This is a genomic window from Acidobacteriota bacterium (assembly GCA_028875725.1).
GTDB lineage: Bacteria > Acidobacteriota > Thermoanaerobaculia > Multivoradales > Multivoraceae > Multivorans.
Window position 1 is genome coordinate 1,467,664 of the sequence record JAPPCR010000006.1, and the last position, 24,057, is coordinate 1,491,720.

At 68.4% G+C, this 24,057-nt stretch carries 22 protein-coding genes; 6 read left to right on the top strand and 16 right to left on the bottom strand.

Going from position 1 to position 24,057, the window contains the following annotated elements:
• Nucleotides 1-92: 92 nt before the first annotated feature.
• The 7 genes from rpsO to OXI49_08000 form a co-directional block, all read right to left on the bottom strand.
• The gene (gene rpsO, locus OXI49_07970) at nt 93-362 is read right to left on the bottom strand and encodes a 30S ribosomal protein S15 (GenBank protein ID MDE2690439.1); all 270 of its coding nucleotides are present in this window, start codon (nt 360-362) and stop codon (nt 93-95) included.
• Nucleotides 363-482: 120 nt separating this feature from the next.
• Nucleotides 483-1,430, bottom strand: coding sequence for a tRNA pseudouridine(55) synthase TruB (truB, locus tag OXI49_07975; GenBank protein MDE2690440.1), 948 nt, complete (start codon nt 1,428-1,430; stop codon nt 483-485).
• Nucleotides 1,427-2,461, bottom strand: coding sequence for a bifunctional oligoribonuclease/PAP phosphatase NrnA (locus OXI49_07980; GenBank protein ID MDE2690441.1), 1,035 nt, complete (start codon nt 2,459-2,461; stop codon nt 1,427-1,429). Before OXI49_07980 ends, truB begins: the two co-directional genes overlap by 4 nt.
• The gene (gene rbfA, locus OXI49_07985) at nt 2,458-2,793 is read right to left on the bottom strand and encodes a 30S ribosome-binding factor RbfA (GenBank protein MDE2690442.1); all 336 of its coding nucleotides are present in this window, start codon (nt 2,791-2,793) and stop codon (nt 2,458-2,460) included. Before rbfA ends, OXI49_07980 begins: the two co-directional genes overlap by 4 nt.
• 6 nt (nt 2,794-2,799) lie before the next feature.
• Nucleotides 2,800-5,220 (bottom strand): translation initiation factor IF-2, encoded by a 2,421-nt coding sequence (gene infB, locus OXI49_07990; protein ID MDE2690443.1) that lies wholly within the window; start codon nt 5,218-5,220, stop codon nt 2,800-2,802.
• A 72-nt stretch (nt 5,221-5,292) separates the two neighbouring features.
• Nucleotides 5,293-6,750 (bottom strand): transcription termination factor NusA, encoded by a 1,458-nt coding sequence (nusA, locus tag OXI49_07995; GenBank protein MDE2690444.1) that lies wholly within the window; start codon nt 6,748-6,750, stop codon nt 5,293-5,295.
• Between the two features lie 16 nt (nt 6,751-6,766).
• A complete protein-coding gene (locus tag OXI49_08000) occupies nt 6,767-7,318 on the bottom strand; it encodes a ribosome maturation factor RimP (GenBank protein ID MDE2690445.1) in 552 nt (183 codons plus the stop codon).
• Between the two features lie 422 nt (nt 7,319-7,740).
• On the opposite strand from OXI49_08000, the gene OXI49_08005 reads away from it, so the two are divergent.
• From OXI49_08005 to OXI49_08030, 6 genes are read left to right on the top strand one after another with little or no spacing between them, the layout of a single operon-like run.
• On the top strand, nt 7,741-9,252 hold the full coding sequence (locus tag OXI49_08005) for a trypsin-like peptidase domain-containing protein (GenBank protein MDE2690446.1): 1,512 nt from the start codon (nt 7,741-7,743) through the stop codon (nt 9,250-9,252).
• A gap of 22 nt (nt 9,253-9,274) precedes the next feature.
• The gene (locus OXI49_08010; GenBank protein ID MDE2690447.1) at nt 9,275-10,642 is read left to right on the top strand and encodes a sigma-54 dependent transcriptional regulator; all 1,368 of its coding nucleotides are present in this window, start codon (nt 9,275-9,277) and stop codon (nt 10,640-10,642) included.
• Between the two features lie 20 nt (nt 10,643-10,662).
• Nucleotides 10,663-11,082: a cobalamin B12-binding domain-containing protein gene (locus OXI49_08015; protein MDE2690448.1), complete on the top strand. Its 420-nt coding sequence runs from the start codon at nt 10,663-10,665 to the stop codon at nt 11,080-11,082.
• A gap of 48 nt (nt 11,083-11,130) precedes the next feature.
• Nucleotides 11,131-13,797 carry a valine--tRNA ligase gene (locus OXI49_08020; protein ID MDE2690449.1) on the top strand — a complete coding sequence of 889 codons (2,667 nt, stop codon included), beginning with the start codon at nt 11,131-11,133 and terminating at the stop codon, nt 13,795-13,797.
• Nucleotides 13,798-13,834: 37 nt separating this feature from the next.
• A complete protein-coding gene (locus OXI49_08025) occupies nt 13,835-14,653 on the top strand; it encodes a biotin--[acetyl-CoA-carboxylase] ligase (GenBank protein ID MDE2690450.1) in 819 nt (272 codons plus the stop codon).
• Complete coding sequence (locus OXI49_08030) at nt 14,650-15,342, top strand: hypothetical protein (protein ID MDE2690451.1); 693 nt, start codon at nt 14,650-14,652, stop codon at nt 15,340-15,342. Before OXI49_08025 ends, OXI49_08030 begins: the two co-directional genes overlap by 4 nt.
• Before the next feature lies 1 nt (nt 15,343).
• Here OXI49_08030 and OXI49_08035 read toward each other — a convergent pair whose 3' ends face one another.
• From OXI49_08035 to OXI49_08075, 9 genes are all read right to left on the bottom strand, one after another.
• On the bottom strand, nt 15,344-15,862 hold the full coding sequence (locus tag OXI49_08035; protein ID MDE2690452.1) for a TrmH family RNA methyltransferase: 519 nt from the start codon (nt 15,860-15,862) through the stop codon (nt 15,344-15,346).
• Nucleotides 15,863-18,094, bottom strand: a complete 2,232-nt coding sequence (gene apgM, locus OXI49_08040) for a 2,3-bisphosphoglycerate-independent phosphoglycerate mutase (protein MDE2690453.1) — start codon at nt 18,092-18,094, stop codon at nt 15,863-15,865.
• Nucleotides 18,052-18,234: a hypothetical protein gene (locus OXI49_08045; protein ID MDE2690454.1), complete on the bottom strand. Its 183-nt coding sequence runs from the start codon at nt 18,232-18,234 to the stop codon at nt 18,052-18,054. The genes apgM and OXI49_08045 overlap by 43 nt, the downstream gene beginning before the upstream one ends.
• 12 nt (nt 18,235-18,246) lie before the next feature.
• A complete protein-coding gene (locus OXI49_08050) occupies nt 18,247-19,305 on the bottom strand; it encodes an FAD:protein FMN transferase (protein MDE2690455.1) in 1,059 nt (352 codons plus the stop codon).
• Between the two features lie 85 nt (nt 19,306-19,390).
• Nucleotides 19,391-20,605 (bottom strand): NADH:ubiquinone reductase (Na(+)-transporting) subunit F, encoded by a 1,215-nt coding sequence (gene nqrF / locus OXI49_08055; protein ID MDE2690456.1) that lies wholly within the window; start codon nt 20,603-20,605, stop codon nt 19,391-19,393.
• A gap of 117 nt (nt 20,606-20,722) precedes the next feature.
• Nucleotides 20,723-21,340 (bottom strand): NADH:ubiquinone reductase (Na(+)-transporting) subunit E, encoded by a 618-nt coding sequence (gene nqrE / locus OXI49_08060; GenBank protein MDE2690457.1) that lies wholly within the window; start codon nt 21,338-21,340, stop codon nt 20,723-20,725.
• Nucleotides 21,341-21,353: 13 nt separating this feature from the next.
• The gene (locus OXI49_08065) at nt 21,354-21,980 is read right to left on the bottom strand and encodes an NADH:ubiquinone reductase (Na(+)-transporting) subunit D (protein MDE2690458.1); all 627 of its coding nucleotides are present in this window, start codon (nt 21,978-21,980) and stop codon (nt 21,354-21,356) included.
• The gene (locus OXI49_08070; GenBank protein ID MDE2690459.1) at nt 21,980-22,759 is read right to left on the bottom strand and encodes a Na(+)-translocating NADH-quinone reductase subunit C; all 780 of its coding nucleotides are present in this window, start codon (nt 22,757-22,759) and stop codon (nt 21,980-21,982) included. Before OXI49_08070 ends, OXI49_08065 begins: the two co-directional genes overlap by 1 nt.
• Nucleotides 22,760-22,793: 34 nt before the next feature.
• Nucleotides 22,794-24,053 carry an NADH:ubiquinone reductase (Na(+)-transporting) subunit B gene (locus tag OXI49_08075; GenBank protein MDE2690460.1) on the bottom strand — a complete coding sequence of 420 codons (1,260 nt, stop codon included), beginning with the start codon at nt 24,051-24,053 and terminating at the stop codon, nt 22,794-22,796.
• Nucleotides 24,054-24,057 lie beyond the last annotated feature (4 nt).

Here is a 24,057-nt window from a genome sequence, read left to right on the forward strand (position 1 = left end):
AATCGCGTGGAGTCCGGTCCGCCGGATCGGCGGTCAAGCCGGTCGTCTTTCGGGTCGCGGAGCCCGTCAGGGCGCCGCTTCCGTCGCAGGGACTACCTGCGGAGGCCGAGACGCTCGATCGTCGTCCGGTAGCGGTCGAAGCTCTGGTCGCGCAGGTAGCCGAGCAGCCGCCGGCGGCGCCCGACCAGCTTCAACAGGCCGCGCCGGCCGTGGTGGTCTTGCTTGTGGACCTTGAAGTGCTCGGTGAGCTCGTTGATGCGGTTCGTCAGCAGCGCGACCTGGACCTCGGGCGAACCCGTGTCCGTCTCGTGGAGACGGAAGTCACGGATGATCTGGTCCTTCATTTCGGTTGTCTGTGGCACGCTCTGATTCCTCGCTGACTCTGCTTGTTCCGTTCTGCTGGTTCTTTCTCGTGTGGCCTTCTTGCGGTTTCCTTCGTCGTTCCCGGGTTCTTTCGCGGCGCGGAGTGTAGCACGGCGGCCTCAGCCGAAGACGATCTTCGGTTGAACCACCGCCAGGCCCCGGTCGCCGATCCGTTCGGCCACCGTCGCCACGGCGAGGAACCGTCCACGACCGTCCGTGAGCTGGACCCAGTCTCCCTCGCCGGCATCGATGCCGGGCGCCAGCACCGTCTGGCCGTGCGTGATGCGCCGTTCCTGGGTGGCGTCCATCGCGACGGTTGGGAACGGCAGCGGGATCTCGTCGAACGGCACCCAGGCGGAACCCAGTTCGTCCACGTCCAGCGGCTCGGCGCCGCGGGCAACGCCCTCGAGGCGCTCCGAGTCCACCGCCGCCTCGACCTCGAACGAGCCGACCCGAAGCCGCCGGAGCGTCGCCAGGTGGCCGCCGCAGCCGAGGCGCTCGCCGAGGTCGTGGGCGAGCGACCGGGCGTAGGCGCCGGTTGAGCAGCCCAACCGGAATGCGATCCGGTCCGGACCGGGGTCGCCGAACGCGCCGGCTGGCGCGAACTCGTAGATCTCGACGTCTTTGCCCTGGCGCTCGAAGTCCTGGCCCTGGCGCGCGAGTTCGTAGTACTTCCGACCGCCGATCTTCTTGGCGGAGTAGGGAGGCGGCAACTGGTGCAGCGACCCTTCGAACTCCTTCATCGCGCTGGCGACATCGTCCGCCGTCAGGTCGGCGGTCGAGCCCTCGAACGTGACTTTGCCGGCGGCGTCGTAGGTGTCGGTGGCCGTGCCGAGCTGGATCTCGCCCTCATAGACCTTCGGTGCCTGGATCAGAAAGCGGGTAAGCCGCGTGCCCCGACCGGCGGTCAGGAGGAGCAGGCCGGTGGCGTTGGGGTCGAGGGTGCCGCAGTGCCCGATCTTGCGCTGACCGAGCGCCCGCCGCGCGATGCGGACGACGTCATGGGACGTGCCGCCGGGCTGCTTGTCGACGAGGAGCAGACCGTGGCGTTCGCTACTGGAGGTCACGCCGCCGTCTCGTTCCCGGACTGGCTCCGGTCGTCCGCGGTCGCCGCTTCCACGGCGGTGGCGAGTTCGGCGATCACGGCCTGCTCGTCTTCGCGGCTCTCGACCAGGCAGCCGGCGGCGTTGCGGTGGCCCCCGCCGTTCCGCCGCGACGCGATCGCGCCTACGTCGATCCGGCCGCGGCTTCTGAGCGACACCTTGACGTCCCCATCCGGTCGTTCGCGGAAGAGTGCGACGGCCTCGATGCCGCGAATCGACCGCGGATGGTCGATCAGGCCTTCGGAGTCCGTCTGGCCGGCGCCGGCTCGTTCGAACATCGACAGTTCCAGGCGCACACTGGCGACTCGCTCGTCGCAGTGGAGCTCCAGCGTGCCGAGCATCTCCGCCAGCAGCCGCACGGCGCCGGGCGACTGGGACTCGTAGACCCAGCCCGCGACGCGCTCTGGCCGTGCGCCGTGACGCACGAGTTCGGCCGCGGCCTCGAAGGCGCGAGGCGTCGCGTTCGAGAAGCGGAAACTGCCGGTGTCGGTCGACAGGCCGAGATACAGCGCCGTGGCCGTCCTTTCGTCGATCTCGAGATCGAGCTCCTGCGCCAGGCGCAGAACCATTTCGGCCACGGCCGGCGCGTCGGTGTCGACCCAGTTGGCCCGACCGTAGAGCTCGTTACCCAGGTGGTGGTCGATGTTCAGGATCGGCAGGAGTCTCAGGGCGTCCTCCAGGTCGGTACGGTCGAGTCGCGGACACTCGAGCGGCACGGCGAAGTCGAACTCGTTCGGGAAACCGGCCGGCGGTGTCCGGCCGACATGGATCGGCACGTCCGCCGTGACTTCGGAGTAGGTGTCTGGGGCCGGATCCGCGTTCCAGATCGTGGCGGAACGACCCGAGCCGCGCAGGAGGCGGGCGAGCGCCACCTCGGAGCCGATCGCGTCGCCGTCCGGGTGGGCGTGGCTTGAGAGCAGGAAGCGCCCGCCGGAGCGGAAAGCCTCGAGCAGGTCGGAGGGGACGGTGCCGCCGGTGCCGCCCGCCGAGTTCACAGTTCGCTCAGGAGTTGGTCGATGCGCTCGGCGTGCTCAGCACCGCGGTAGAGTTCGAAATGGAGTTCCGGGGTCCGCCGGAGGCGCAGCCGGCGACCCAGGCGGCCGCGGATGAAGCCGGCCGCCCGCCGGACCGCCCGGATCGCGGCCTGGCGTTCCTGGTCGTCGCCGAGCACGGAAAGCCGGACCTGCGCGTGGGAGCGGTCGGCGCTGAGCGTGAGATCGGCGACGCTCGCGAGCGCCGCCCGGGGATCATGCACCTCCCGGCGCAGTATGTCCGTCAACTCCCGGCGCAGCAGGTCGCGTGCGCGGGCCTGGGATACGGATGCCACCGGGTTCTAGAGCGTCGGCTCGACGGCTTCGTGGTCGAAGGCCTCGATAAGGTCGCCGGGCTTGACGTCCTGGTAGCGGTCGATGCCGATGCCGCAGTCGAAGCCGCTTCGCACTTCCGCCGTGTCGTCCTTGAAGCGGCGCAGCGAGCCGATCCGACCCTCGTGAACGACGACGCTGTCCCGGACCAGACGGATCTGGGAGTTGCGTGCAATGACGCCGTTGATCACGTGGCAGCCGGCGATCATGCCGACCTTCGGCACCTTGAAGATCTCGCGCACCTCGGCGCGTCCGCGGGACACTTCCCGGTAGGTGGGTTCGAGCAGTCCGGTCATCGCTGCGATCAACTCGTCCGTCAGTTCGTAGATGACCGTGTGCAGCCGCACGTCGACCTCTTCCTTGGCGGCGAGCTCCGTCGCGCTGCGTTCGGGTCGAACGTTGAAGCCATAGATGATCGCGCCGGAGGCGGAAGCCAGAAGGACATCGTGGGTGGTCACGGCGCCGACGGCGGAGCGGATCACCCGAACCTTGACCTTGTCGGTGGAGAGTTTCTGCAGGGTCTCACGCAGCACCTCGACCGAGCCCTGCACGTCCGCCTTCAGGATGACGGGCAGTTCCTTGACCTCGCCCTCCTTCAGGCTCGCGAACAGGCTCTCGAGGGAGACGCCGCCGGTGGCCGGCGCCAGGTCCATGCGCCGCTTCTCCTCACTGCGGAACTCGGCGATGGACCGCGCCCGCGCCTCCTGAGCCGTCGCCTGGAAGGGGTCGCCGGCTTCCGGCAGCTCGTTGAACCCCGAGACCTCCACCGGCGTGGAGGGAGGCGCGTCGGTCACGCGCTTGCCCAGATCGTTCATCAGCGACCGTACGCGACCCCACGTCGAACCACAGACGAAGACGTCGCCGACGTGCAGCGTGCCGTCCTGGACGAGCACCGTGGCGACCGAGCCGCGACCGGTCTCCTTGCTCGCTTCGATCACCACTCCCTGACCCTGCAGTTCCGGGCTGGAACGGAGCTCGGCGACCTCGGCCGTGAGATTGATCATCTCGAGCAGGTCGTCGATCCCGTCCCCCTTGATCGCGGAGACGGGGACGGCGATCACGTCGCCGCCCCAGTCCTCCACCACGAGGTCGCGATCCGCCAGTTGCTGCTTGACCCGGTCCACGTTGGCGTTCGGCCGGTCGATCTTGTTGATGGCGACCAGGATCGGCGCGGCCGCGGCCCGGGCGTGGTCGAGCGCTTCGAGAGTCTGCGGCATCACGCCGTCGTCCGCGGCGACGACGAGAATGACGATGTCAGTGACCTTCGCGCCGCGGGCCCGGAGTTGGGTGAACGCCTCGTGACCGGGCGTATCCAGGAACGTGATCCGGCCGCCGTTGTGCGCAACCTGGTAGGCCGCGATGTGCTGGGTGATGCCGCCGAACTCGCCCTCGGTGAGCCGGGACTTGCGGATCGCGTCAAGCAGTGAGGTCTTTCCGTGATCGACGTGGCCCATGATCGTGACGATCGGTGGACGTTCGACCCGGGTCGGTCCATCCGCCTCGGCACGGCTGGCTTCCAGTTCTTCTTCCTGCTCGAGCTGGATCTCCTCCTCGAACGAGACGATCAGGGCTTCGAAGCCCATCTGTTCCGCCAGTTCTACCGCGAGTTCCGGCTCCAGGAGATGGTTCACGGTCGCCATCAGGCCCCGGTCGAACAGCATCTTCAGCAGGTCCTTCGCCTTGACGCCCATCTTCTCGGCCAGGTCGCGGACCTGCAGCCCCTCCGAGATCGTGATCGTGCCCCGCTGGCCGGGGTCCTCGATTGCGACTTCGGCGGCCTTTTGCCGGTCTTCCTGGCGCTCGCGGCGGGTGCGCAGGTCGACCTGGGGTGGCGTGGGCTCCGGTCGGGCGCGGGCCTCGATCGCGGGTGGCGTCGCCGCGGCAGGCGGCGGCTGTACCGTCTCCACTGCCGCAGTGGAGGCGGGATCGGACTTCGGGGTTCCGGGCGGAGCCGCTGTTGCGGGGGGCGCTTCCGCGGGCTGGGCGGGCGCCCGCGCCGCCGCGGCTGCTTCCTCCGCGGCGATCTCCTTCGCAGCGATTTCCTCCGGAGTAGGCGGTTTCGGCTTTGATTCGGTGGGCGTCAGGGTGCGGATCGTCTGCTTGTGGACGATCGAACGGCGGCGGTTCGGACGCATTGGACCGGCCGGTGGCCGGAGGCTCGAGATGGGACGCCGCCGGGGCGCCGCCGGCGGAGCCGCGCGGTCGCGGAGGATGACCTCGCGCTGCGGACCGGCGATCTTCTTGCCCTCGAGCAGGGCCTTGATGATGTCCGTGTCGATCATCGCGTCTTCACCCTCGACGCGCACACCGATCGAACGGAACTTGAACAGCAAGTCCTGTTCGGCCACGTTCATCCGCTTGGCCAGATCCTGCAGCCGGATTTTGCCCATGAAGTCCTCGGTTCCCCCCAAGTCTCTATCGACTCGTCTCTATTGACTCGCTCGTCTTGACCCGGCGCGCCCCTAGGTTCCGCCGTTCCCCGTCTTGTCGCTGTCGGCCTGCACCTCTGGCGCGGTTTCGTCCCCGGCGGCGCCGGACTCTTCCTCGAACACGCGGGTGAGCGCCGCCATGAAGTCCTCTTCGTCCATCGCGGGGCCTTCGCTCTCCGATGCCGCGACGGCGTCCTCGGGCGAGGCCTGTGCCGTAGCCCACTCGACGATCGAAGCGGCCACCGTTTCATCGACCCCGGGCACCATCCCGAGAGCCTCCGCGCCGGCACCCTGCAGGGCTTCGAGATCGCCGAAGCCGGCTCCTTCAAGCGCCGCGGCCACGTTCTCGTCGACCCCGTCGATCTCGGTGAGGTCGAGCCTGTCTCCGCCGATGTCGACGTTCAGCATCTTGGCCAGCGCGTCCGCGACCTCGTCCTTGACGTCCGACTCGCTCTTGATGTCGATGCGCGCTCCGATCAACTCGCTGGCGAGGCGCACGTTCTGACCCCGTTTGCCGATCGCCAGGGAGAGTTGTTCGTCCTCGACGATCACGTCGAGGTGCGGCGTTGCGCCCTCGTGGGTAACCGAGACGCGAGTGATTCGGGCGGGCGCCAGAGCGCTCTGCGCGAACGTCACCTGGTCCTCCGAGAACTCGATGATGTCGATCTTCTCGCCTCGGAGTTCGCGAATGATCGACTGCACGCGAGAGCCCTTCATGCCGACGCAGGCGCCGACCGGATCGACGTCCCGCTCGCGGCTGAGTACAGCCACCTTCGCGCGTTCGCCCGGGGCGCGGACAGCGGTCTTGATGACCACGGTGCCGTCGTAGATCTCCGGCACCTCCATCTCGAACAGCTTGACCAGGAGACGGGGATCGGTTCGGGACATGACGACCTGCGGTCCCTTGGGTTGCTTGTGGACCTCGACGATCACGCCGCGGATGCGCTCGCCCTGGCTGTAGCGCTCGTGACGCGACTGCTCGCTCCGGGGAACGATCGCCTCGGTCCGGCCCAGGTCGACGATGATGTCGCCTCGCTCGAACCGCCGGACGGTGCCGTTGACGACCTCGCCGACACGGTGCTCGAACTCGTTGAAGATCTTCTCGCGCTCCGCTTCGCGGATGCGCTGGTAGAGCACCTGCTTGGCCGACTGGGCCGCGATCCGGCCCAGGCCCTCGGTCGAAATGGGGAACTCGATCTCCTCGCCCAGCTCGGCGTCCTCCTTGTGCTCGCGAGCTTCGTCCAGGGTCCACTCGGCGAAGGGGTCCTCGACCTCGTCGACCACTGTTCGATAGCTGAAGGCGCTGAACTGGCCGGTCTCCCGGTCCATGTAGGAGCGGACGGGTTCCTTGATGTGGTGCTGCTTCTTGGCCGCCGATGCGACCGCGTCCTCCAGGGCAACGATCCACTTGTCCAGGTCGATGTCCTTCTCGTGCGCGACCTGCCGTAGAACCTCGTTGATGTTCACTTCGGGAGTGTGTGTCTGAGCCATTTGCGGATCCCCGGCGTCAGAGTTCGACCAGAAGTCTGGCCTTGTGGATGCTGTCGATGGTGAGGCGCAGCGTGTCGCCGCTGTCGTCCTCGCGGATGAGTGCGATGCCCGGGTCGTCCGGACTCAGACCCAGAAGCGCTCCCCGCACCGTGCGCCGGCGGGTGGTTCCGGCGTCGGTGAACGTCACCCGGACGCGGCTCCCGCTGAACCGCTCGTAGTCGCGGACACCGTAGAACTCCCGATCGAGACCGGGGGAACTGACCTCGAGCACGTAGCCCGCGGCCGGCCCGAAGTCCTCTGCGTCGAGGAGCACGGAGGCCTCCCTGGACACGTTGGCACAAAGTTCGTGCGTGACGCCTTCACGATGGTCGACCACCAGGCGCAGGCGGTCGCCCCGAAACGCCGCCTCCAGCAGCTCGCAGCCGTGGCTCGCGGCCAGGCGTTCGAGCCGGCGGAGAAGGTCGGTGTGGATTGGGTTGCCCACGTCGCGTCGCGCCCCGTGCGATGACCCGGCAGTCGCCTGCCGGGCCGGCGCCCGGAACTCGCGAACAGGCTCGAGAGAGGTCATGTGGCGGCAGAGTCGGTTCTTTGCTGGAATTCGTGATCTCTTAGAACAAAAAAGAGCGGGCCGAACACCCACTCTCAGCAGCCGACAGCCGGTATTCGGCGTTTCGCTCTCCGGAGGAGAAGCGCCGGCGGTCGGACGGGAACTATACAACGGCCGGATCGGCCCGGCAAGCCGTTCTCGGGGTCCTCGCGCCAGAATGGCGCGCCTTTGATGGCCGGCGTGACTCCGCCGGCGGAGTGCCGCGAAACGGAACGGACCTTGTGCCGGGAAGTCGGCAGCATGGTGGCGGCCGCACGCGTTGGCAGGCGACTTGCACGCTCTGGTGGCGAGGCGTCGGAGAGCCCGGCGCTCTACGGTTGTATGCTTCAGGCGCCGCCGCGTCGCGGCACCTGCGTCCCTACCTGAACTGGAACTTGCGAACGATGAACACGAAGAAGCAGATCCTCTTTACGGCCCTGATGGTCGCCGGCGCCCTGGTGTTCGGCATGATCATCGCCGGCGGGCTGAATCTCACCGAACCGACGCGCGCCGAGGAAACGGCCCTGCCAGCCGTGGCAGCGGAGAAGGATGCGCGGGACGAGCAGGCGAGACGGGTCGAGCGCCACGCGAGGACCGCGATCGACAGCTTCGCCGATCTGGCGGAGGCGGTTTTGCCGGCGGTCGTGACGGTCAAGGTCGTGCGGATCGAGGAGGCGCCGGAGCTCCGGGGCTTCCAGGACTTCTTCCGGCGCGTTCCGGGACAGCCGCAACCGGAGCAGGAGGAGCAGCGCTTCCCCGGTGCCGGGAGCGGCTTCCTGATCTCCGCCGACGGCTGGATCGTGACGAACAACCACGTGGTCGAGCGGGCGGAGAGGATCCAGGTCGGCATGGACGGCCGCGACTACGCCGCCGAAGTCAAGGGCCGGGACCGCGAGACGGATCTGGCGCTGCTCAAGATCGACGCCGGGGAGGACCTCCCGCACCTGCCGCTCGGTGACTCGGACGCACTCCGGGTAGGCGACTGGGTCATGGCGGTCGGCAACCCGCTGAACTTCGAGGCGTCGGTGACCGTGGGCGTCGTGAGTGCCATGGGACGTTCGATCGCGATCGAGAACAACCGGCGTGACTTCGCCAACTACATCCAGACCGACGCCGCGATCAACCTGGGGAACTCCGGCGGTCCCCTGGTCAACACCGCCGGGGAGGTGGTCGGGATCGCGACCGGCAAGGCGTTCGCCGAGAACATCGGCTTCGCGGTGCCCGTGGACGTGCTCGAAGGCGTGCTTCCCCAGCTACGGGACACAGGCCGGGTCCGGCGAGGTTATCTGGGCGTCAACATTCGCGACCTGGAGCACATCGAGGCCCGCTACTACGGGCTGGAGGGGCCGGATGGTGCGTTCGTCTCGAACGTTCAATCGGACACTCCGGCGGCGAAGGCGGGAGTCGAGGCCGGCGACGTCATCCTCGGTGTTGACGAGCATGAAGTGGAAGGGACGCGCGACCTGATCGACTACGTGGCCGCGCTGCCGCCGGGTCGCGACGTTCGATTGCAGGTGCTGCGCGACTCCGAACGCATCCGACTCGACGTCAAGCTCGAGGAGCGGCCGTCCCTCATCGCGGAGCAGGAGGAACCGACGCCGGCCGCGCCGCCTCGCGAGGAGAGCATGGACTGGCTCGGCCTGGAACTCCGGCCGCTGACGCGGACCCTGCGCGAGCGCGCCCAGTTGGACCGCGGCCAGCGCGGCGTCTTCGTATCCGGCGTCTCCGCTCGCAGCGTGTTCGCGGAAAAGGGCTTCCAGGAAGGGCTGGTGATCGTCGGTATCAACGACGCCGCGATCGAGAGTCTCGGCGATCTGGAGGAGGCGGCGGCCGACCTCGAGTCCGGCGATCTCGTCCGCGTCGAAGCGCTTCTTCCGGGCGGCCAGCGCTTCTTCTCGGTGATCGAAGTACCCTGACGTTTCCGCGGAGGTTCTTCCCTTGACGCGGCCCACAGGCCCGCGGGTGCTCGTGGTCGACGACGAGGAGTCGATTCGGGCGTCACTCCGGATGATCCTCGAGTTCGAGCGCTACCGCGTCGACGAGGCGGCGAACGGCCGGGAAGCGCTGAGGCGAGTGATGACGAGGCCCCCGGCCGCCGTCCTGCTCGACATCAAGATGCCCGAGATGGACGGTCTGTCGACGCTGTCGGGCTTGCGGGAGCGGGGCCACGACATGCCGGTGGTCATGATCAGCGGCCACGGCGACATCGCCGCGGCCGTCGAGGCGACACGCCTGGGCGCGTACGACTTCCTGGAAAAGCCGCTGGAGCGCGACCGGGTTCTACTGGCGCTTCGCAACGCCGTTGAACGGCAACGGCTCCGGGACGAGAACCGGGAACTCAGGCGGGCTCCCTCCGAGCTGGTCGGAGAGTCCCCGGCGATGCAGGAACTCCGGGCCACGATCGAGCGCGCCGCACCGACTCCGGCCACCGTGCTGATCACGGGCGAGAGCGGAGTTGGCAAGGAACTCGTCGCCCGCGCGCTTCACGCCGGCAGCCAGCGCAGCGAAATGCCCCTGGTCCAGGTCAACTGCGCTGCCATTCCGGACGAGTTGATCGAGTCCGAGCTCTTCGGTCACGAGAAGGGCGCCTTTACCGGCGCCGTGCGCCGCCAGGTGGGGAAGTTCACGGCCGCCGACGGCGGTACGATCTTTCTGGACGAAATCGGCGACATGTCCGCGCGGACCCAGGCGAAGGTGCTGCGCGCCCTCCAGAGCGGCGAGATCGAACCGGTGGGCGCCAGGATGGCGACGACGGTCGATGTCCGGGTCGTGGCCGCGACACACCGCGATCTTCCGGCGGAGATCGAGGCCGGACGCTTTCGCGAGGATCTCTTCTACCGTCTGAACGTCGTGCCCGTACACGCGCCGCCGCTTCGCGAGCGGCTTGAGGATCTTCCGTTGCTGGTGGAGCACTTCATCGAGCTCTTTGCGATCGAGAACAACTACCGTCAGAAGAGCCTGACCACGGGTGCTATACGGCAGTTACAGGCGATGCCGTGGCGCGGCAACGTCCGGGAACTGAAGAACCTGCTCGAGCGCGTGCTGATCCTGAGCCCGGGCGACAGGATCGACCGGGCAGCCGTCCTCAGTCTTGCGGGTTCCGTGCGTGGTGGCCTCTCGGAGGCTATTCTCGCGCTTCCCACCCTGCGCGAATTCAGGGAAAGTTCGGAACGAATGTACCTGGCGAAGAAGCTCGAGGAGCACGGCTGGAACGTGACCCGTACCGCGAAGGCCATCGGGACGCCGAGGAGCAACCTGTACAAGAAGATGGAGCAGTACGGGCTCCGCCGGGAGGCGGCGCCTTGATCGCCGAGCGGCCTGGAGCCCTGGCTCCGCACCGGATCCTCGTCGCCAAGCCCGGGCTGGACGGCCACGACCGTGGCGCCAAGGTGGTCGCGCGCGCGCTGCGCGACGCGGGATTCGAGGTGATCTACACCGGTCTTCGGAAGACGCCGGAGCAGATCGTCGCCGCGGCCGTGCAGGAAGACGTGCGGGCCGTCGGTCTGTCGATCCTCTCCGGAGCCCACAACACCCTGCTGCCGGAGGTGGTGGAGGGTCTGCACGTCGCCGGGGCCGACGACGTGCTCGTCTTTGCCGGGGGCATCGTTCCCGACGCGGACATCGCGGAGCTCAAGGCCGCCGGCGTGGACGAGGTCTTTCCGCCTGGCTCCAGCACGGCCACGATCGTCGAGTACCTGAACCGCCGGCTGGCGGCCGCGGGGCCGGCCGGCGGGGCCGGTAGCTGATGGCGGGCGGCGGGCCCTCCGCCAACGCGCAAGCGCAGACCCCCTGAGATGGAGAAGCGCTTCGAACCTGCCTCCTACGAAGGCAAATGGCAGGCGTGGTGGGACGAACAGGACCTGTACCGCTGTCCTGCCGACCCGGAAGGCGAGGGGCCGAAGCCCTACTGCATCCTGATACCGCCGCCGAACGTCACCGGCAAGCTGCACATGGGGCATGCCCTGCAGAGCACCCTGCAGGATCTGGTCACGCGCTGGCGGCGGATGCGAGGCGACAACGCGCTGTGGCTGCCCGGAACGGATCACGCCGGCATCGCCACCCAGCTCATGGTCGAGCGGCACCTGGAAGAGCGGGGCTCCGGCCGGACCGAACTCGGAAGGGAGAAGTTCGTCGAGCGGGTCTGGCAGTGGAAGCACGAGTACCACGCGAACATCCGCGGCCAGTTGCAGCGTCTGGGTGCTTCCTGCGACTGGTCCCGTGAGCGGTTTACGCTTGACGACGGCCTGGCGCGCGCGGTGCGCACAGCCTTCGTGCGCCTCCACGAAGAGGGCCTGATCTACCGCGGCGAGCACATGGTCAACTGGTCGCCGGTGCTGAGGACGGCGGTTTCCGACCTCGAGGTGGAGAACCGCGAGGTTGAGGGTCGCCTCTACCACCTCGCCTACCCCCTGGAGCCGCTCGCGGAAAGCTCCGCGGCCGAGGAGGCGCTGGTCGTGGCCACCACGCGGCCCGAGACGATGCTCGGGGATACCGCCGTCGCCTTTCACCCGGACGACGAGCGCTACCGCCACCTCACCGGTCGCACGGCCAGGCTGCCCCTTCTCGGCCGCCGCCTCCGGTTGGTCGCCGACGAGCACGTCGATCCCGAGTTCGGCACGGGACTGGTCAAGGTGACGCCGTTCCACGATCCGAACGACTACGAGATCGGCCGCCGCCACGAGCTGCCCGGCGTGCGCGTGATCGACTTCGACGGTCGGATGACCGCGGAGGCGGGATCCGATTTCGAAGGCCTGGATCGCTTCGAGGCGCGGCGCCGCGTCGTCGAACGGCTGGAGGCGGAAGGGCGGCTGGTCAAGGTCGAGCCCCACGTCCACAGCGTCGGCCATTCCCAACGGAGCGGCGAGCCGGTCGAGCCGATGCTGTCGCCGCAGTGGTTCGCGGACGTCTCCGGCATGGCGAAGGAGGCCCTGGCGGCGGTCGAGAGCGGCGACATCCGTCTGGTTCCCTCCTCGTGGGACCGGACCTGGGAGCACTGGCTCAGGAACATCCGACCGTGGGTTATCTCGCGCCAGCTCTGGTGGGGACACCGCATTCCGGCCTGGTACGACGCGGATGGCGCCTGCTACGTGGCGATGGACAGAGCCGCCGCCGAGGAACAGGCGGGCACCGCCGAGCTGACCCGGGACCCGGACGTGCTGGACACCTGGTTCTCGTCCGGCCTGTGGCCAATCTCCACGCTGGGCTGGCCGGACGAGGAGGCTCCCGACCTCCGCACCTGGTACCCGACCGAGGTCCTGATCACGGGCTTCGACATCCTGTTCTTCTGGGTGGCGCGCATGGTCATGCTGTCGCAGCACCTCTACGGCGACGTGCCCTTCCGGGCGGTTCACCTGACCGGGCTGGTTCGGGACGCCGACGGCGAGAAGATGTCGAAGACCAAGGGCAACACGGTCGACCCGATGGACCTGATCGAGGAGTACGGGGCCGACGCGATGCGCTTCACCCTGGCGGTTCTCGACGTGCCTGGGCGCGACATTCCGCTCGACCTCGAGCGCATGGCCGGCTATCGCGCCTTCGGCAACAAGATCTGGAACGCAGTCCGGTTCGCGCTGGCGCGCACCGAAGGAGCGACCACGCCGGAGTCGGCCGCCGAACTGCGCGGCGACGAGCTGGCGGCCGCCGAACAGTGGATCCTCTCCCGTCTGTCGGCCACGGCGGCCGCGGTCAACGGGGCCCTGGAGGAGTTTCGCTTCGACCGTGCCTGCAACGCGCTCTACCACTTCTTCTGGCATGAGCTCTGCGACTGGTACATCGAGTTTGCGAAGCCGGCCCTGTCGGGAAGGTCGCCGCGGCCGCGGGCCGCCGAGACCGTTCTGTTCACGCTCGAAGCGAGCCTGCGGCTGCTGCATCCGGTGATGCCGCACCTGACCGAGGAGCTCTGGCAGCGCCTGCCGCGCGCCTCGGCTGCCGGCTCCGGGGCACCGGAGAGCATCGCGCTTCAGGCCTACCCGCTGAGCGACGACGAGTTGGTCTCGGACGAGGTCGAGCGGGGCATGGACGCCGTGATCGCCGTGGTCCAGGCGGCCCGGAGTCTGCGGCGCGAGCGGAACCTCGCCGGGGCCGCGAAGATGACGGTCTTCGTGGAGGACGGCGACCGGGAGCTGATCGCCTTCGTCGTGGAGCAGGCGTCCCTGCTGGGCGCCGTGGCCGGTGTCGCCCAGGTGACCGCGGGCCGGGGGCCGGCCGGGTCGGTCCGGGACCGCGTCGGAGGCGTGAACCTCGCGTTCGAGGTCGAGGCGCCCGAGATGAGCGAGTCCGAGCGCGCGAAGCTCGCCAGGGACCTGCAGAAGATCGACGCCGAGATCGCCGGCGCCCGGGGCCGTCTCTCGAACGCCGGGTTTCTCGAGAAGGCACCGGCCCACGTGGTCGAGGGCAACCGCGCCCGGCTCGCCGAACTGGAGGAACGTCGCCAACGGATGGCGGAGGCGCTCGGCGGCTAGGAGTCGGAGCCGCGTCTGCGCTAGCCTTCGCGCCCCTATGGCGGACCGCTCCGAGGCATTCGACCAGTTCACCGGGGAGCTGCTGGCCTGGAGGCCGCGCCTGCCGGGCAACCTCGTGCTGATCGACAGGGTCGACTCAACGAACCGCTTCGTCAAGGCACTGGCCGAGCGGTTCTTCGAAGAGGAGTCGACGCCGCCGGCCGCCCTGATCGTGGCGTTCGAACAGACGGCGGGCCGGGGTCGACAGGGCCGCTCCTGGGTCAGCACCGCGGGACGCGGTCTCTACTGCACCTGGCTGCAGCCGCTGCCGATCGCGGGGGCGGGCTCTCTGGAGAGTCAGCTCGGGGCGTTGCCGCTTCTGGCCGGCATCGGCGTGTGCCGTGCGTTGACCGGCTTCGTCGACGGCCGGGCGGGCCTCAAGTGGCCGAACGACGTGCTCGTCGACGGCCGCAAGATCGCCGGCATCCTGATCGAGACGGTGGTCGGCAACGGCGGCGAGACGGTGGCCCTGATCGGTTTCGGCGTGAACTACGACTTCGGTGATGCAGGGGAACTGCCGACGCCAGTCGCGACGTCGATCGCGCTCGAAACCGGGAATCGGCCTTCACGGGCGGCCGTCGCCGCGCGGCTCGCCGCGTCGCTGGAAGCCGAGCTGGGTCGCGCGGGAGACGTGGAGTACACGCTGGATGCCTACCGTCGCTGCACCGTCCATCGCGAGGGCGACGAAGTGAGCTGCCGGATCGGCGGCGAGACGGTCTCGGGCCGGTTCGCGGGCTTCGATGACGGTGGACGCTTTCGGTTGCGGACCTCCGCCGGCCTGCGCACGATCGCCTCCGGCGAGGTCATCGAGGCGTGACGTCCGGAGCGGATCCCGACAGCGGGGACCGCGACTACTTCGAGACGATCGAGGAGGAGTTCATCCGGCTGCGGGGAGCGCCCCTGCTCCTGAGTCCGGCCGACTGGCGCCTGGCGGACGGCTGGCGGCAGCAGGGCGTCCCGCTTCATCTCGTGCTCGAGAGCATCCGGCGAGTCTTCGAGCGGCGCGCTGAACGGCAGGCGGCCTCGCCGGAGTCGAAGCAGAGGAACGTGAGCAGCCTGCGCTACTGCCGACCGGCGGTGGAGAAGGCGTGGACCGAGTATCGGGAACTGGGAGCCGCGCCGCCGGTGCGGCGGCAACCATCGGCGATCGACGTGCCGGTGCGGCTTGGAGCGCTTGCGTCCGCTCTGCCGCCGATCCTGGCCGATGTCGAACACTGGCGGAGCAGGTTGATGAAGGTCGGCGGTACGGCCCCCGAGGTCGAAGCCCGGTTGGCCGAACTCGATCTCGAGCTGGTCGCGGGGGCGTTCGACGGCCTCGCGCCGGCGGACCGCGAGGCCGTCCTCGCGGGGGCCGAGGAAGCCCTGCGACGAACGGCGGGACGGGTGGACGAGGCGAGACTGCCGGAGCTTCGTCAGCGCCTGGTGCGCCGCCTGGTGCGCGAGCGGCTCGGGCTTCCCCTGCTGTCGCTCTTTGCCGAGCCGGCGAGGTCGCCGGGGGAGAGTTGACTCAGTCGCTCTGCTCCCGGCGGTTCCGGCGCCAGCGGTCGGCGCAGCGGTCGTAGAGCACGACGCCGACCGTCATGCCGAGGTTCAGCGAGACCGCGGTGGGAACGCGAAGGCGGTGGTCGCTCCGCTTCAGGATGCGCTCGGAAACCGAACCGCTCTCGGGTCCGAACACGTAGCAGGCCCGCTCCGGGTGAACGAAGTCGGGAAGCGCGATCGCGTCCGGGACGATCTCGACCGCGACCACGGCCGTATCCCGCGGAGCCGCTTCGAGCAGATCGTCCACCTCAATCACCGGGACGTGCCGGTACGCGCGCGTAGGATCGGTCGGCAGCCGCCGGATGTCGATGTCCTCGGACGGCTGGCCCAGGAGGATCATGCGGGCTTCGAAGCAGAGTGCCGCCCGCAGGACGTGGCCGACGTTGACGGGATCGGCTGGCCGGTCGAGCGCCACGCAGGCGAAACCGCGGCCGCCCGCCAGATCCGCGCGGCGCTGGACCGGGCGCTCGATCTTCTTCGCCACTCAGGCCGCTTCCGGACCGTACTGCTCGAAGATGCGCTCGATCAGGAGCTGGAGCGGGAACCGGTTCAACCTGCCGGTTCCGGCGGCGCGCTCGCCGTAGCTGGTCACGTCGTCCGGCGCGATTCCGTCGCCCCAGATCAGCACGGGCACCGGATCGGCGCCGTGGGCGCCCAGTTCGGAGAGAGTGGCGTGATCGGCCGTCACCGCGACCCGGACGGGTTGCTTCAGGCGGTCGAGCAGGGTCGCGAGTTCGCGGTCGAGGCGTTCCAGGAAGGCGACCTTCAAGTCGGGACGCCGATCGTGGGCGGCGATGTCGGCGCCCTTGACGTGGACCATCACCAGGTCGTGCTCCTCAAGCGCCTTCAGGGCGCAGTCGAACTTGAGCGAGAGGTCCGTGTCCACGTTCGCCGTCATGCCCCGGCGGCGGATCACCGAAGCGCCGAGCGCCGAGGCGATGCCCATCACGGTCCGATCGCCGCCGATGCAGGCCGCGTTGAGCGGCAGGCCGCCCGGCTCGAGCGGCAGCAACCGGTGGACCCGGCCCACTCCCCGGGTCAGGACGGCGTTGGCGGGGAGGTCGCCGCCTTGCCGCCGCTCCTCGTTCACCGGGTGGCGCTCCAGCACGCGCCGCGCTTCCTGCTCGAACAGGGCCAGGACGCGGGCCGTGTGCTCGGCGCTGTCGTCGTTCGGATCGAGCGGCCTCGGGACCAGCGGACGTCCCGACGGCGCGCCGTCGCCGGGGTCGGACCCCTCGATGGCCGACGTCAGCCCCTCTCCGCGCAGGGTGATCGCGAGCCGATGCTCGGTCGTCGCCCGTACGCGGACCTTGACCCGTTCCGAGGCGGGCAGATCCAGGCGGTCGATCGCCTTGGCCAGTTTCTTGGCGCCCTCGCGGATGCGGCCGGCGCGGCGGTCGACGACGAAGCCACGCTCGTCCAGGGTGGCGAAGTTGCCGCGGACGGCGATCGTCCCCGTCTTGAGCTTGAGGCCGGCGCCGAGCGCTTCGATCGGCCCCCGCGTCATCACCCGCGGCGATTGCGCGAAGAGGGCGAGGTTTCCCGACGCGGTATCTGGAACCACGTCGGGCGCGATCGGGTCGGCCAGACCACAGGCGCCTTCCCGGGCCAACCGGTCGAGCGTGGGCGTCCGCGCCGCCTCGAGTGGGGTCCGCGCGCCGAGCGAGCGCAGGGGCCGGTCGGGGAGCCCGTCGATCACCAGCAGGAGAGCGGGAGTGCGTCTCTCGCTGAGAGACTCCGCCGATGCCTGGGTGAGCCACGGCAGGCGCTGGGAGAGGCTTTGGCCGAGCAGGGCGATGGCGGTCGGAAGCAATTCCTCGCGATCCGTCGTGTCGAGGACGGGAACGCCTGCCTCCTTCGCCAGGCGCAGCAGGTGCCGCTGTTGTCCGCGGATGACCCGGAAGTGATCGAGCTGCCGGTGCGGCCTCCGGCCGGCGAACGACTCGCGCGCCAGAAAGTGGCTGCGGTGGATCTCCTCATCCGGCGTCGAGAGCATCGTGAAGAACTGGTAGGCCTCCCCTTCGAGGTCGCTGAATGGCACCATGCCAGGCAGCAGGTGGACGCCTTCGACGACCAGGCTCAGGTTCTCGGCGATCGCCCGTTCGACCACGGCCCGGACGCCAACGCATACCCTCGCGGCCTGTTCTCCCAGGGTCGCTACCTGGGGGTTGGCGGTGCCCGCTCCGTACTCGCCCGAGGGGTCCGCCGGCGTTTCGTAGCTCGAGACATGGAGCGCCGGCAGGATCGCCGGCGCGAAGACCATCCGCATCACCTGACGCACGGTGTCGGTGGCGTTGATCCGGTAGATACGGAGTTGTGGCGCCAGGTCGAGCGCCAGCGTCGACTTGCCGGTGCCTCCGGCGCCGCCGATGTAGAGGATCAGCGGCTTCGGGAGCCTCCGCAAGCGCCGGATCAGCCGGTAGCGACCGGCGGTATCGGCACCCTCTTCCGACTCGAGGAGCTCGGCGATCCGCCGGGCGAGACGACGCTTCTCGAGGCTGGTCGTGCCCTCGTGCTGCAACTGTCTCTGCAGTTGCTCCACCCGACGGTAGGCCCGGTCGAAGTCGAGCCCGGCCGCGTACAGGCTGCGGGCGAGCAACCCGCGGGAAAACGGCTGCGATTCGCCGTGGTGAGTGATCTGGATCGGGCGCTCGGCCACGCCCTCGGTGACGATCAGGTTTCCTCCCGCGCACGGCGTAGCGGGCAGTTGGAGCAACTCAGCGGCTCACCGTCGGGCCCGAGCACATCCGGCCCTCCACAGGAACCCCGCAGGCAGCGGCCACTGATCAACACGCCGACCGACATGAGGACCACCGAAACGGCGATGACGGTGATCGTGAGAAACAGGATCGCCATGGCTCGATGAGTCTAACGGTCTCCCGGCGTACCAACCGCCGGTCCGAACCGGTCGCGGAAAGCCAGGCTCGGAAGTACCGCGAGAGAATCCCCGCGGTAGATCAGGAGCAGGGCCGCAATGTCGTTCTCGTCCGCCCACGCCAGGCCGTCCTCGGGGCCCAGGACCATCAAGGCAGTGGCATAGGCGTCGGCGAGGGCGCAGCTCGTGTGGAACACGCTGGCCGAAGCGAGGGCGTGTTCAACTGGTCGGCCGGTGCGCGGATCTATCGTGTGGGAGTACCGGACGCCGTCGCGTTCCCAGTAGTTGCGGTAGTCGCCGGAGGTTGCGAGGGATCCGTCGGTGAAGGGCAGGACCTTCTGCAGGCCGGGCCCGGCGGCGTCCTCCGGTGAGGCTATTGCTGCGCTCGGCGAATCGGTCGCGCGAACAGGCGGCCGTTCGATCGCGATGCGCCACGCGTCGCCGGCAGGGCTGTGTCCGGCCGTGCGGATCTCGCCACCGACCTCGACGAGGTGATCTGTGTAGCCGGCCCTGAGCAGGGCCTGCGACACGCGATCGACGGCCCAGCCCTTGGCGACGGCGGACAGGTCGACGGCCGCTCCGTCTTCGAGCTTCAACGCTCTTCGGCCCTCGGAGATCAACTCGATCGCGCCGACGGCCTGACGCAACTCAGCCAGACGCCTGTCCGGTGGCGGCGTCGGCTCCGCGCCGCGTCCGGGCGCACCGAAGCCCCAGGCGTCGACCAGTGGCCCAACGGTCGGATCGAACGCTCCGCCGCTGTCTTCCCGCACCCGCCAGGCGAGTTCCAGCACCGCCCAGGTTTCCTCCGAGAACACCAGAGACTCGCCGGCCGCAAGCTGGTTGAAGCGAGAGATCTCGGAGTCGTCGCGGTACGTCGACATCGTCCGGTCCACCGCATCCAGCCGCTCCTCGACGAGGCCCCGGATCGCCTCGCGAGCGCCAGCCCCCGCGACAAGGCGAACCCGGTAGTAGGTCCCCATCGTGGGTCCCTGGAGCAGGACTTCTTCAGGTACCGGTGCACAGCCGGGGACCAGGCCGACAAACGCCAGCACCTGCATCCACATCCGTCCCCGACAGGACCACCGAACCAGCCCTGCTGCCGACGCCCTCAGCCCGGCCGCGCGCACTTGCGCGTTCCTAACCGAAGTCGTCGAAGGCGATGTTCTCGGGCTCGACTCCGAGGTCGTCGAGCATCTTCATGCAGGCCTGGAGCATCAGGGGCGGGCCGCAGAGGTAGTACTCGCAGTCCTCCGGGGCGGGGTGGTCCTTCAGGTAGTTGTCGTAGAGGACCTGGTGGATGAAGCCGGTGTAGCCGTCCCAGTGGTCTTCCTCGAGCGGGTCGGAGAGGGCGAGGTGCCAGGTGAAGTTCGGGTTCTCCTCCGCGATCCTGTCGAAGTGGTCGGTGTAGAAGGCCTCGCGGTAGGAGCGGGCGCCGTACCAGAAGGAGACCTTGCGGTCCGTGTGGATGCGTCGGAACTGGTCGAAGATGTGGGAGCGCATCGGCGCCATGCCGGCGCCGCCGCCGACGAACACCATCTCGGCGTCCGTGTCCTTGGCGAAGAACTCGCCGAAGGGGCCTGCGATCGTCACGTCGTCGCCGGGCTTCAGGTTGAAGATGTAGGAGGACATCTGGCCGGGGGGCAGGTCCATCTCGCGCGGCGGCGGCGTCGCCACGCGGACGTTCAGCATGATGACGCCCTTCTCCTCGGGATAGTTCGCCATCGAGTAGGCGCGGATCACCGTCTCGTCCACCTTGGACACGAGGTTCCAGAGCTTGAAGCGGTCCCAGTCCTCGTGGTACTCGTCCTCCACCGTGAAGTCGCTGTAGTTCACGACGTGCGGCGGGCACTCGATCTGGATGTAGCCGCCGGCGCGAAAGGGGACCTCCTCGCCCTCGGGAAGTTCAAGCACGAGCTCCTTGATGAAGGTGGCGACGTTCTCGTTCGAGCGGACCTTGCACTGCCACTTCTTGACCCCGAAGACCTCGGCCGGGATACCGATCTTCATGTCCTCCTTGATCTTGACCTGACAGCTCAGCCGGCAGCCGTCGCGGGCCTCCCGGCGGCTGATGTGCGTCTTCTCGGTCGGCAGCATGGCGCCGCCGCCCTCGAAGACGTCGACGGTGCAGACGCCGCACGTGCCCTGGCCGCCGCAGGCCGAGGGAATGAAGATCTGGTGCTCGGCCAGGGTGCCGAGCAGGGTGCCGCCGGTGGAGGCTGCGAGGGTCTTCTCGTCGTTGATCAGGATCGAGACCTCGCCGCCGGCGACGAGCCGGGCCTTGGCCTGCATCAGGACCGTGACCAGGGCGAGGATGACGACGGTGAACATCGTCACTCCGAGGACGACGGTGATCACAGCTCGATGCCTCCGAAGGGCATCGAGCCGAAGGCCATCAGCCCGGTGCCGCGCGTCATAGCTGGATGCCTCCGAAGGGTGTCAAGCCGAAGGCCATCAGTCCGGTGCCGCGCGTCATAGCTGGATGCCCCCGAAGGCCATGAAGCCGAAGGCCATCAGCCCGGTGATGACGAAGGTCATGCCGAGGCCGCGCAGGCCGTGGGGCACGTTGCTGTAGCGCAGGCGTTCACGGATCGACGCCAGCGCGACGATCGCCAGGAACCAGCCGATGCCGGAACCGAGGCCGAAGACGACGCTTTCGCCGAAGTCGTAGTCCCGCTCGACCATGAACAGGGAGCCGCCCAGGATGGCGCAGTTCACCGCGATCAGGGGCAGGAAGATTCCCAGCGTGGCGTGCAGCGCCGGGAAGAAGCGGTCGGTCGTCATCTCCACGAGCTGGACCATCGCCGCGATCGTGCCGATGAAGCAGAGCAGGTTCAGGAAGGTCAGGTCGACGCCGGCGAACTCGGGGCTGATCCAGGTCAGCGCCCCTTCGTTCAGCAGGTGGGTCTGGATCAGGTTGTTGGCCGGCACGGTGACGGTCAGCACGAAGATCACCGCGAAGCCCAGGCCAACGGCTGTCTCCACCTTCTTCGACACCGCCAGGAAGGAGCACATGCCCAGGAAGAAGGTCAGGGCCATGTTCTCGACGAAGATGGCCTTCACGGCCAGGTTCAGGTACTCCTCGAACATCGTCCCGGACCCCCTAGCCGTCCATCTCGACCTGGGCTGGTTTGTACACGCGCAACGCCCAAATCAATCCGCCGATGATGAAGAAGGCGGCGGGAGACAGCAGCATCAGGCCGTTCGGCAGGTACCAGCCGCCCTCCGAGACCGTGGGCAGAACGGAGTAGCCGTAGAGCTTCCCGGAGCCGAAGAGCTCCCTCAGCACCGCGGTGATCATCAGGATCGCGCTGTAGCCGATGCCGTTGCCGATGCCGTCGAGGATGGCCAGGGACGGCGGGTTCTGCATCGCGAACGCCTCGGCCCGGCCCATGATGATGCAGTTCGTGATGATCAGCCCGACGAACACCGAGAGCTGCTTGCTGATCTCGAACACGTAGGCCTTGAGGATCTGGTCGGTGACGATGACCAGGGAGGCAATGACGGTCAACTGGACGATGATCCGGATGCTGTTCGGGATCTGATGCCGGAGCAGGCTGATCGTCAGGTTGGAGAGCGTGAGCACGCAGATGACGGCCGCGCACATGACGACCGACGTCTCCATCTTCGTGGTCACCGCCAGCGCCGAGCAGATGCCGAGCACCTGGAGCGCGATCGGATTGTTGTTGAAGAGGGGGTCGAGCGCCGCTTCGCTCTTCTTCACAGCCATCAGTTGGCCTCCGCGCGGATCCGGTTGAGGTAGGGCTCGAAGCCGTTCTCGCCGAGCCAGAAGTCGAGCATGTTCGTTACCCCGTTGCTGGTGATCGTCGCGCCGGCCAGGCCGTCCACGCGGTGCGGATCCTCCGCAACGCTCTTGGCCGGTCCCTTCATCACCGCCAGACGGACCTCACCTTCGTCATCGAAGGCCTTGCGTCCGGGCCACTTGTCCTTCCAGGTCGGATTGTCGACCTCGCCGCCGAGGCCCGGCGTCTCCTTGTGCTGGTAGTAGGTGATGCCGCGCACGGTCGTCGTGTCCGCGTCGAGCGCCAGGAAGCCGTAGAGCGTGCCCCAGAGTCCGAGACCCTCGATCGGCAGCACGACCATCTCGAGCTCGCCGCCGTCGCCGCGCACCTCGTAGAGCAGCGCCCGATCGGGAACACGCTTGACCTTCGCCAGGTTGTCGGGGGCTTCCATGCTGGTCGCGGGATCCCGGGCGCGTCGCTGCTGGTCGAAGATCGCCGTGTCGCCGTCCACCGCCTCGCCCGTTGCGAGCACGATGAGCACCGGTTCGATCGGCGCGAAGCGCTCGGCGACCTGCGCCTCCTCGATCGCCTCGCCGGGCTGGAGCTTGCCCACGGCCTCCAGCACCCGCTTCTGTTTGTCGAGGGCGATGTTCTCGTCCTGGAGATCCTCCAGGCTGACGGCGAAGGAGGACACGAGGATCCCGCACACGATGCAGATCGCGGTCGCGAACAGGAGGGTGTAGCCGGTGGCCTGTCGGTCTGCCATGGGAGGTTCTCCGGTCGGGAGAGAGTCTATTGCGCTATTGCGCGTAACGCGCCTGGCGGCGCTTGATGTTCGCCTTCAGCACGTAGTGGTCGATCAGGGGCGCGAACAGGTTCATGAACAGGATGCCGAGCATCACGCCTTCCGGAAACGCGGGGTTCACGGTGCGGATCAGGATGGCCAGGACGCCGACGAGGAAACCGTAGATGTAGCGTCCCCGGTTCGTCTGCGCGGCGCTCACCGGATCGGTGGCCATGAAGACGATGCCGAACGCCCAGCCTCCGAGCACGACGTGCCAGTGGAAGGGCACCGAGAGCATCGCGTTGGTCGGCGACGCTATGAGGTTGAGCAACAGGGAGATCGCCGCCGTGCCGGCCGTCGCCGCGGCCATGATCCGCCAGGAGCCGATGCCGGTGGCGATCAGGATGGCGGCGCCGATCAGGCAGGCCAGCGCGGACGTTTCGCCCATCGACCCCGGAATGTCGCCGAGGAAGGCCTGCATCCAGGAGACCTTGCCCTCGATGGCGGACAGCCCGTCCAGTGGGGCGTTGGAGCCCTCGGCGGCCTCGAGCACCGCGATCTCGCCGAGCGCGGTGGCGCCGCTGTAGCCGTCGGGCGGGGCCGAGGTGCCCGCCGCGATCCACACGGCGTCCCCGGAGATCTGGGCCGGATAGGCAAAGAACAGGAAGACGCGCGCCGTGAGCGCCGGGTTCAGGACGTTGTAGCCCGTGCCCCCGAAGATCTCCTTGCCGACGACGACGCCGAAGGTGATGCCGATCGCGACCTGCCAGAGCGGAATCGTCGGCGGCAACACGAGCGGGAAGAGCATCCCGGTGACCAGGAAGCCCTCGTTCACGTCGTGCCGCCGGACGACCGCGAACAACCCCTCCCAGAGGCCGCCCACCGCGAAGGTCACGACCAGGACCGGCAGGTAGTAGAGCGCGCCGTGGGCCGTGTTCGCGAGCAGGCTGGTTGCATCGAACGGCAGCCCGAGCGTCTCCATCGTGTCCGTGCGCCAGTTCGGCAGGGCGGTGGCGCCACCCGCGATCGCGAGGTGAATCTGCCGGCCGGTGTTCCACATCGCCATCAGGACGCAGGGCACGAGCGCCACGACGACCGTCATCATCAGGCGCTTCAGGTCGAGTGCGTCGCGCACGTGCGCGGCGCCGGCGGTCGTCTTGCCCGGCGTGTACAGGAACGTGTCGGGCGCCTCGTACAGCGGGTAGAAGCGCTCGAACCGGCCCCCGGGCTCGAAGTGGCGGGCCTGCCGATCGAGAATGCGGCGCAGGAATCTCATCGGA

Coding starts and splice junctions, on each gene's coding strand:
- infB (MDE2690443.1), bottom strand. CDS start 5,220: ATGGGCAAAATCCGGCTGCAGGATCTGGCCAAGCGGATGAACGTGGCC.
- nusA (MDE2690444.1), bottom strand. CDS start 6,750: ATGGCTCAGACACACACTCCCGAAGTGAACATCAACGAGGTTCTACGG.
- OXI49_08000 (MDE2690445.1), bottom strand. CDS start 7,318: ATGACCTCTCTCGAGCCTGTTCGCGAGTTCCGGGCGCCGGCCCGGCAG.
- OXI49_08005 (MDE2690446.1), top strand. CDS start 7,741: ATGAACACGAAGAAGCAGATCCTCTTTACGGCCCTGATGGTCGCCGGC.
- OXI49_08020 (MDE2690449.1), top strand. CDS start 11,131: ATGGAGAAGCGCTTCGAACCTGCCTCCTACGAAGGCAAATGGCAGGCG.
- OXI49_08025 (MDE2690450.1), top strand. CDS start 13,835: ATGGCGGACCGCTCCGAGGCATTCGACCAGTTCACCGGGGAGCTGCTG.
- OXI49_08045 (MDE2690454.1), bottom strand. CDS start 18,234: ATGGCGATCCTGTTTCTCACGATCACCGTCATCGCCGTTTCGGTGGTC.
- nqrE (MDE2690457.1), bottom strand. CDS start 21,340: ATGTTCGAGGAGTACCTGAACCTGGCCGTGAAGGCCATCTTCGTCGAG.
- OXI49_08065 (MDE2690458.1), bottom strand. CDS start 21,980: ATGGCTGTGAAGAAGAGCGAAGCGGCGCTCGACCCCCTCTTCAACAAC.
- OXI49_08070 (MDE2690459.1), bottom strand. CDS start 22,759: ATGGCAGACCGACAGGCCACCGGCTACACCCTCCTGTTCGCGACCGCG.
- OXI49_08075 (MDE2690460.1), bottom strand. CDS start 24,053: ATGAGATTCCTGCGCCGCATTCTCGATCGGCAGGCCCGCCACTTCGAG.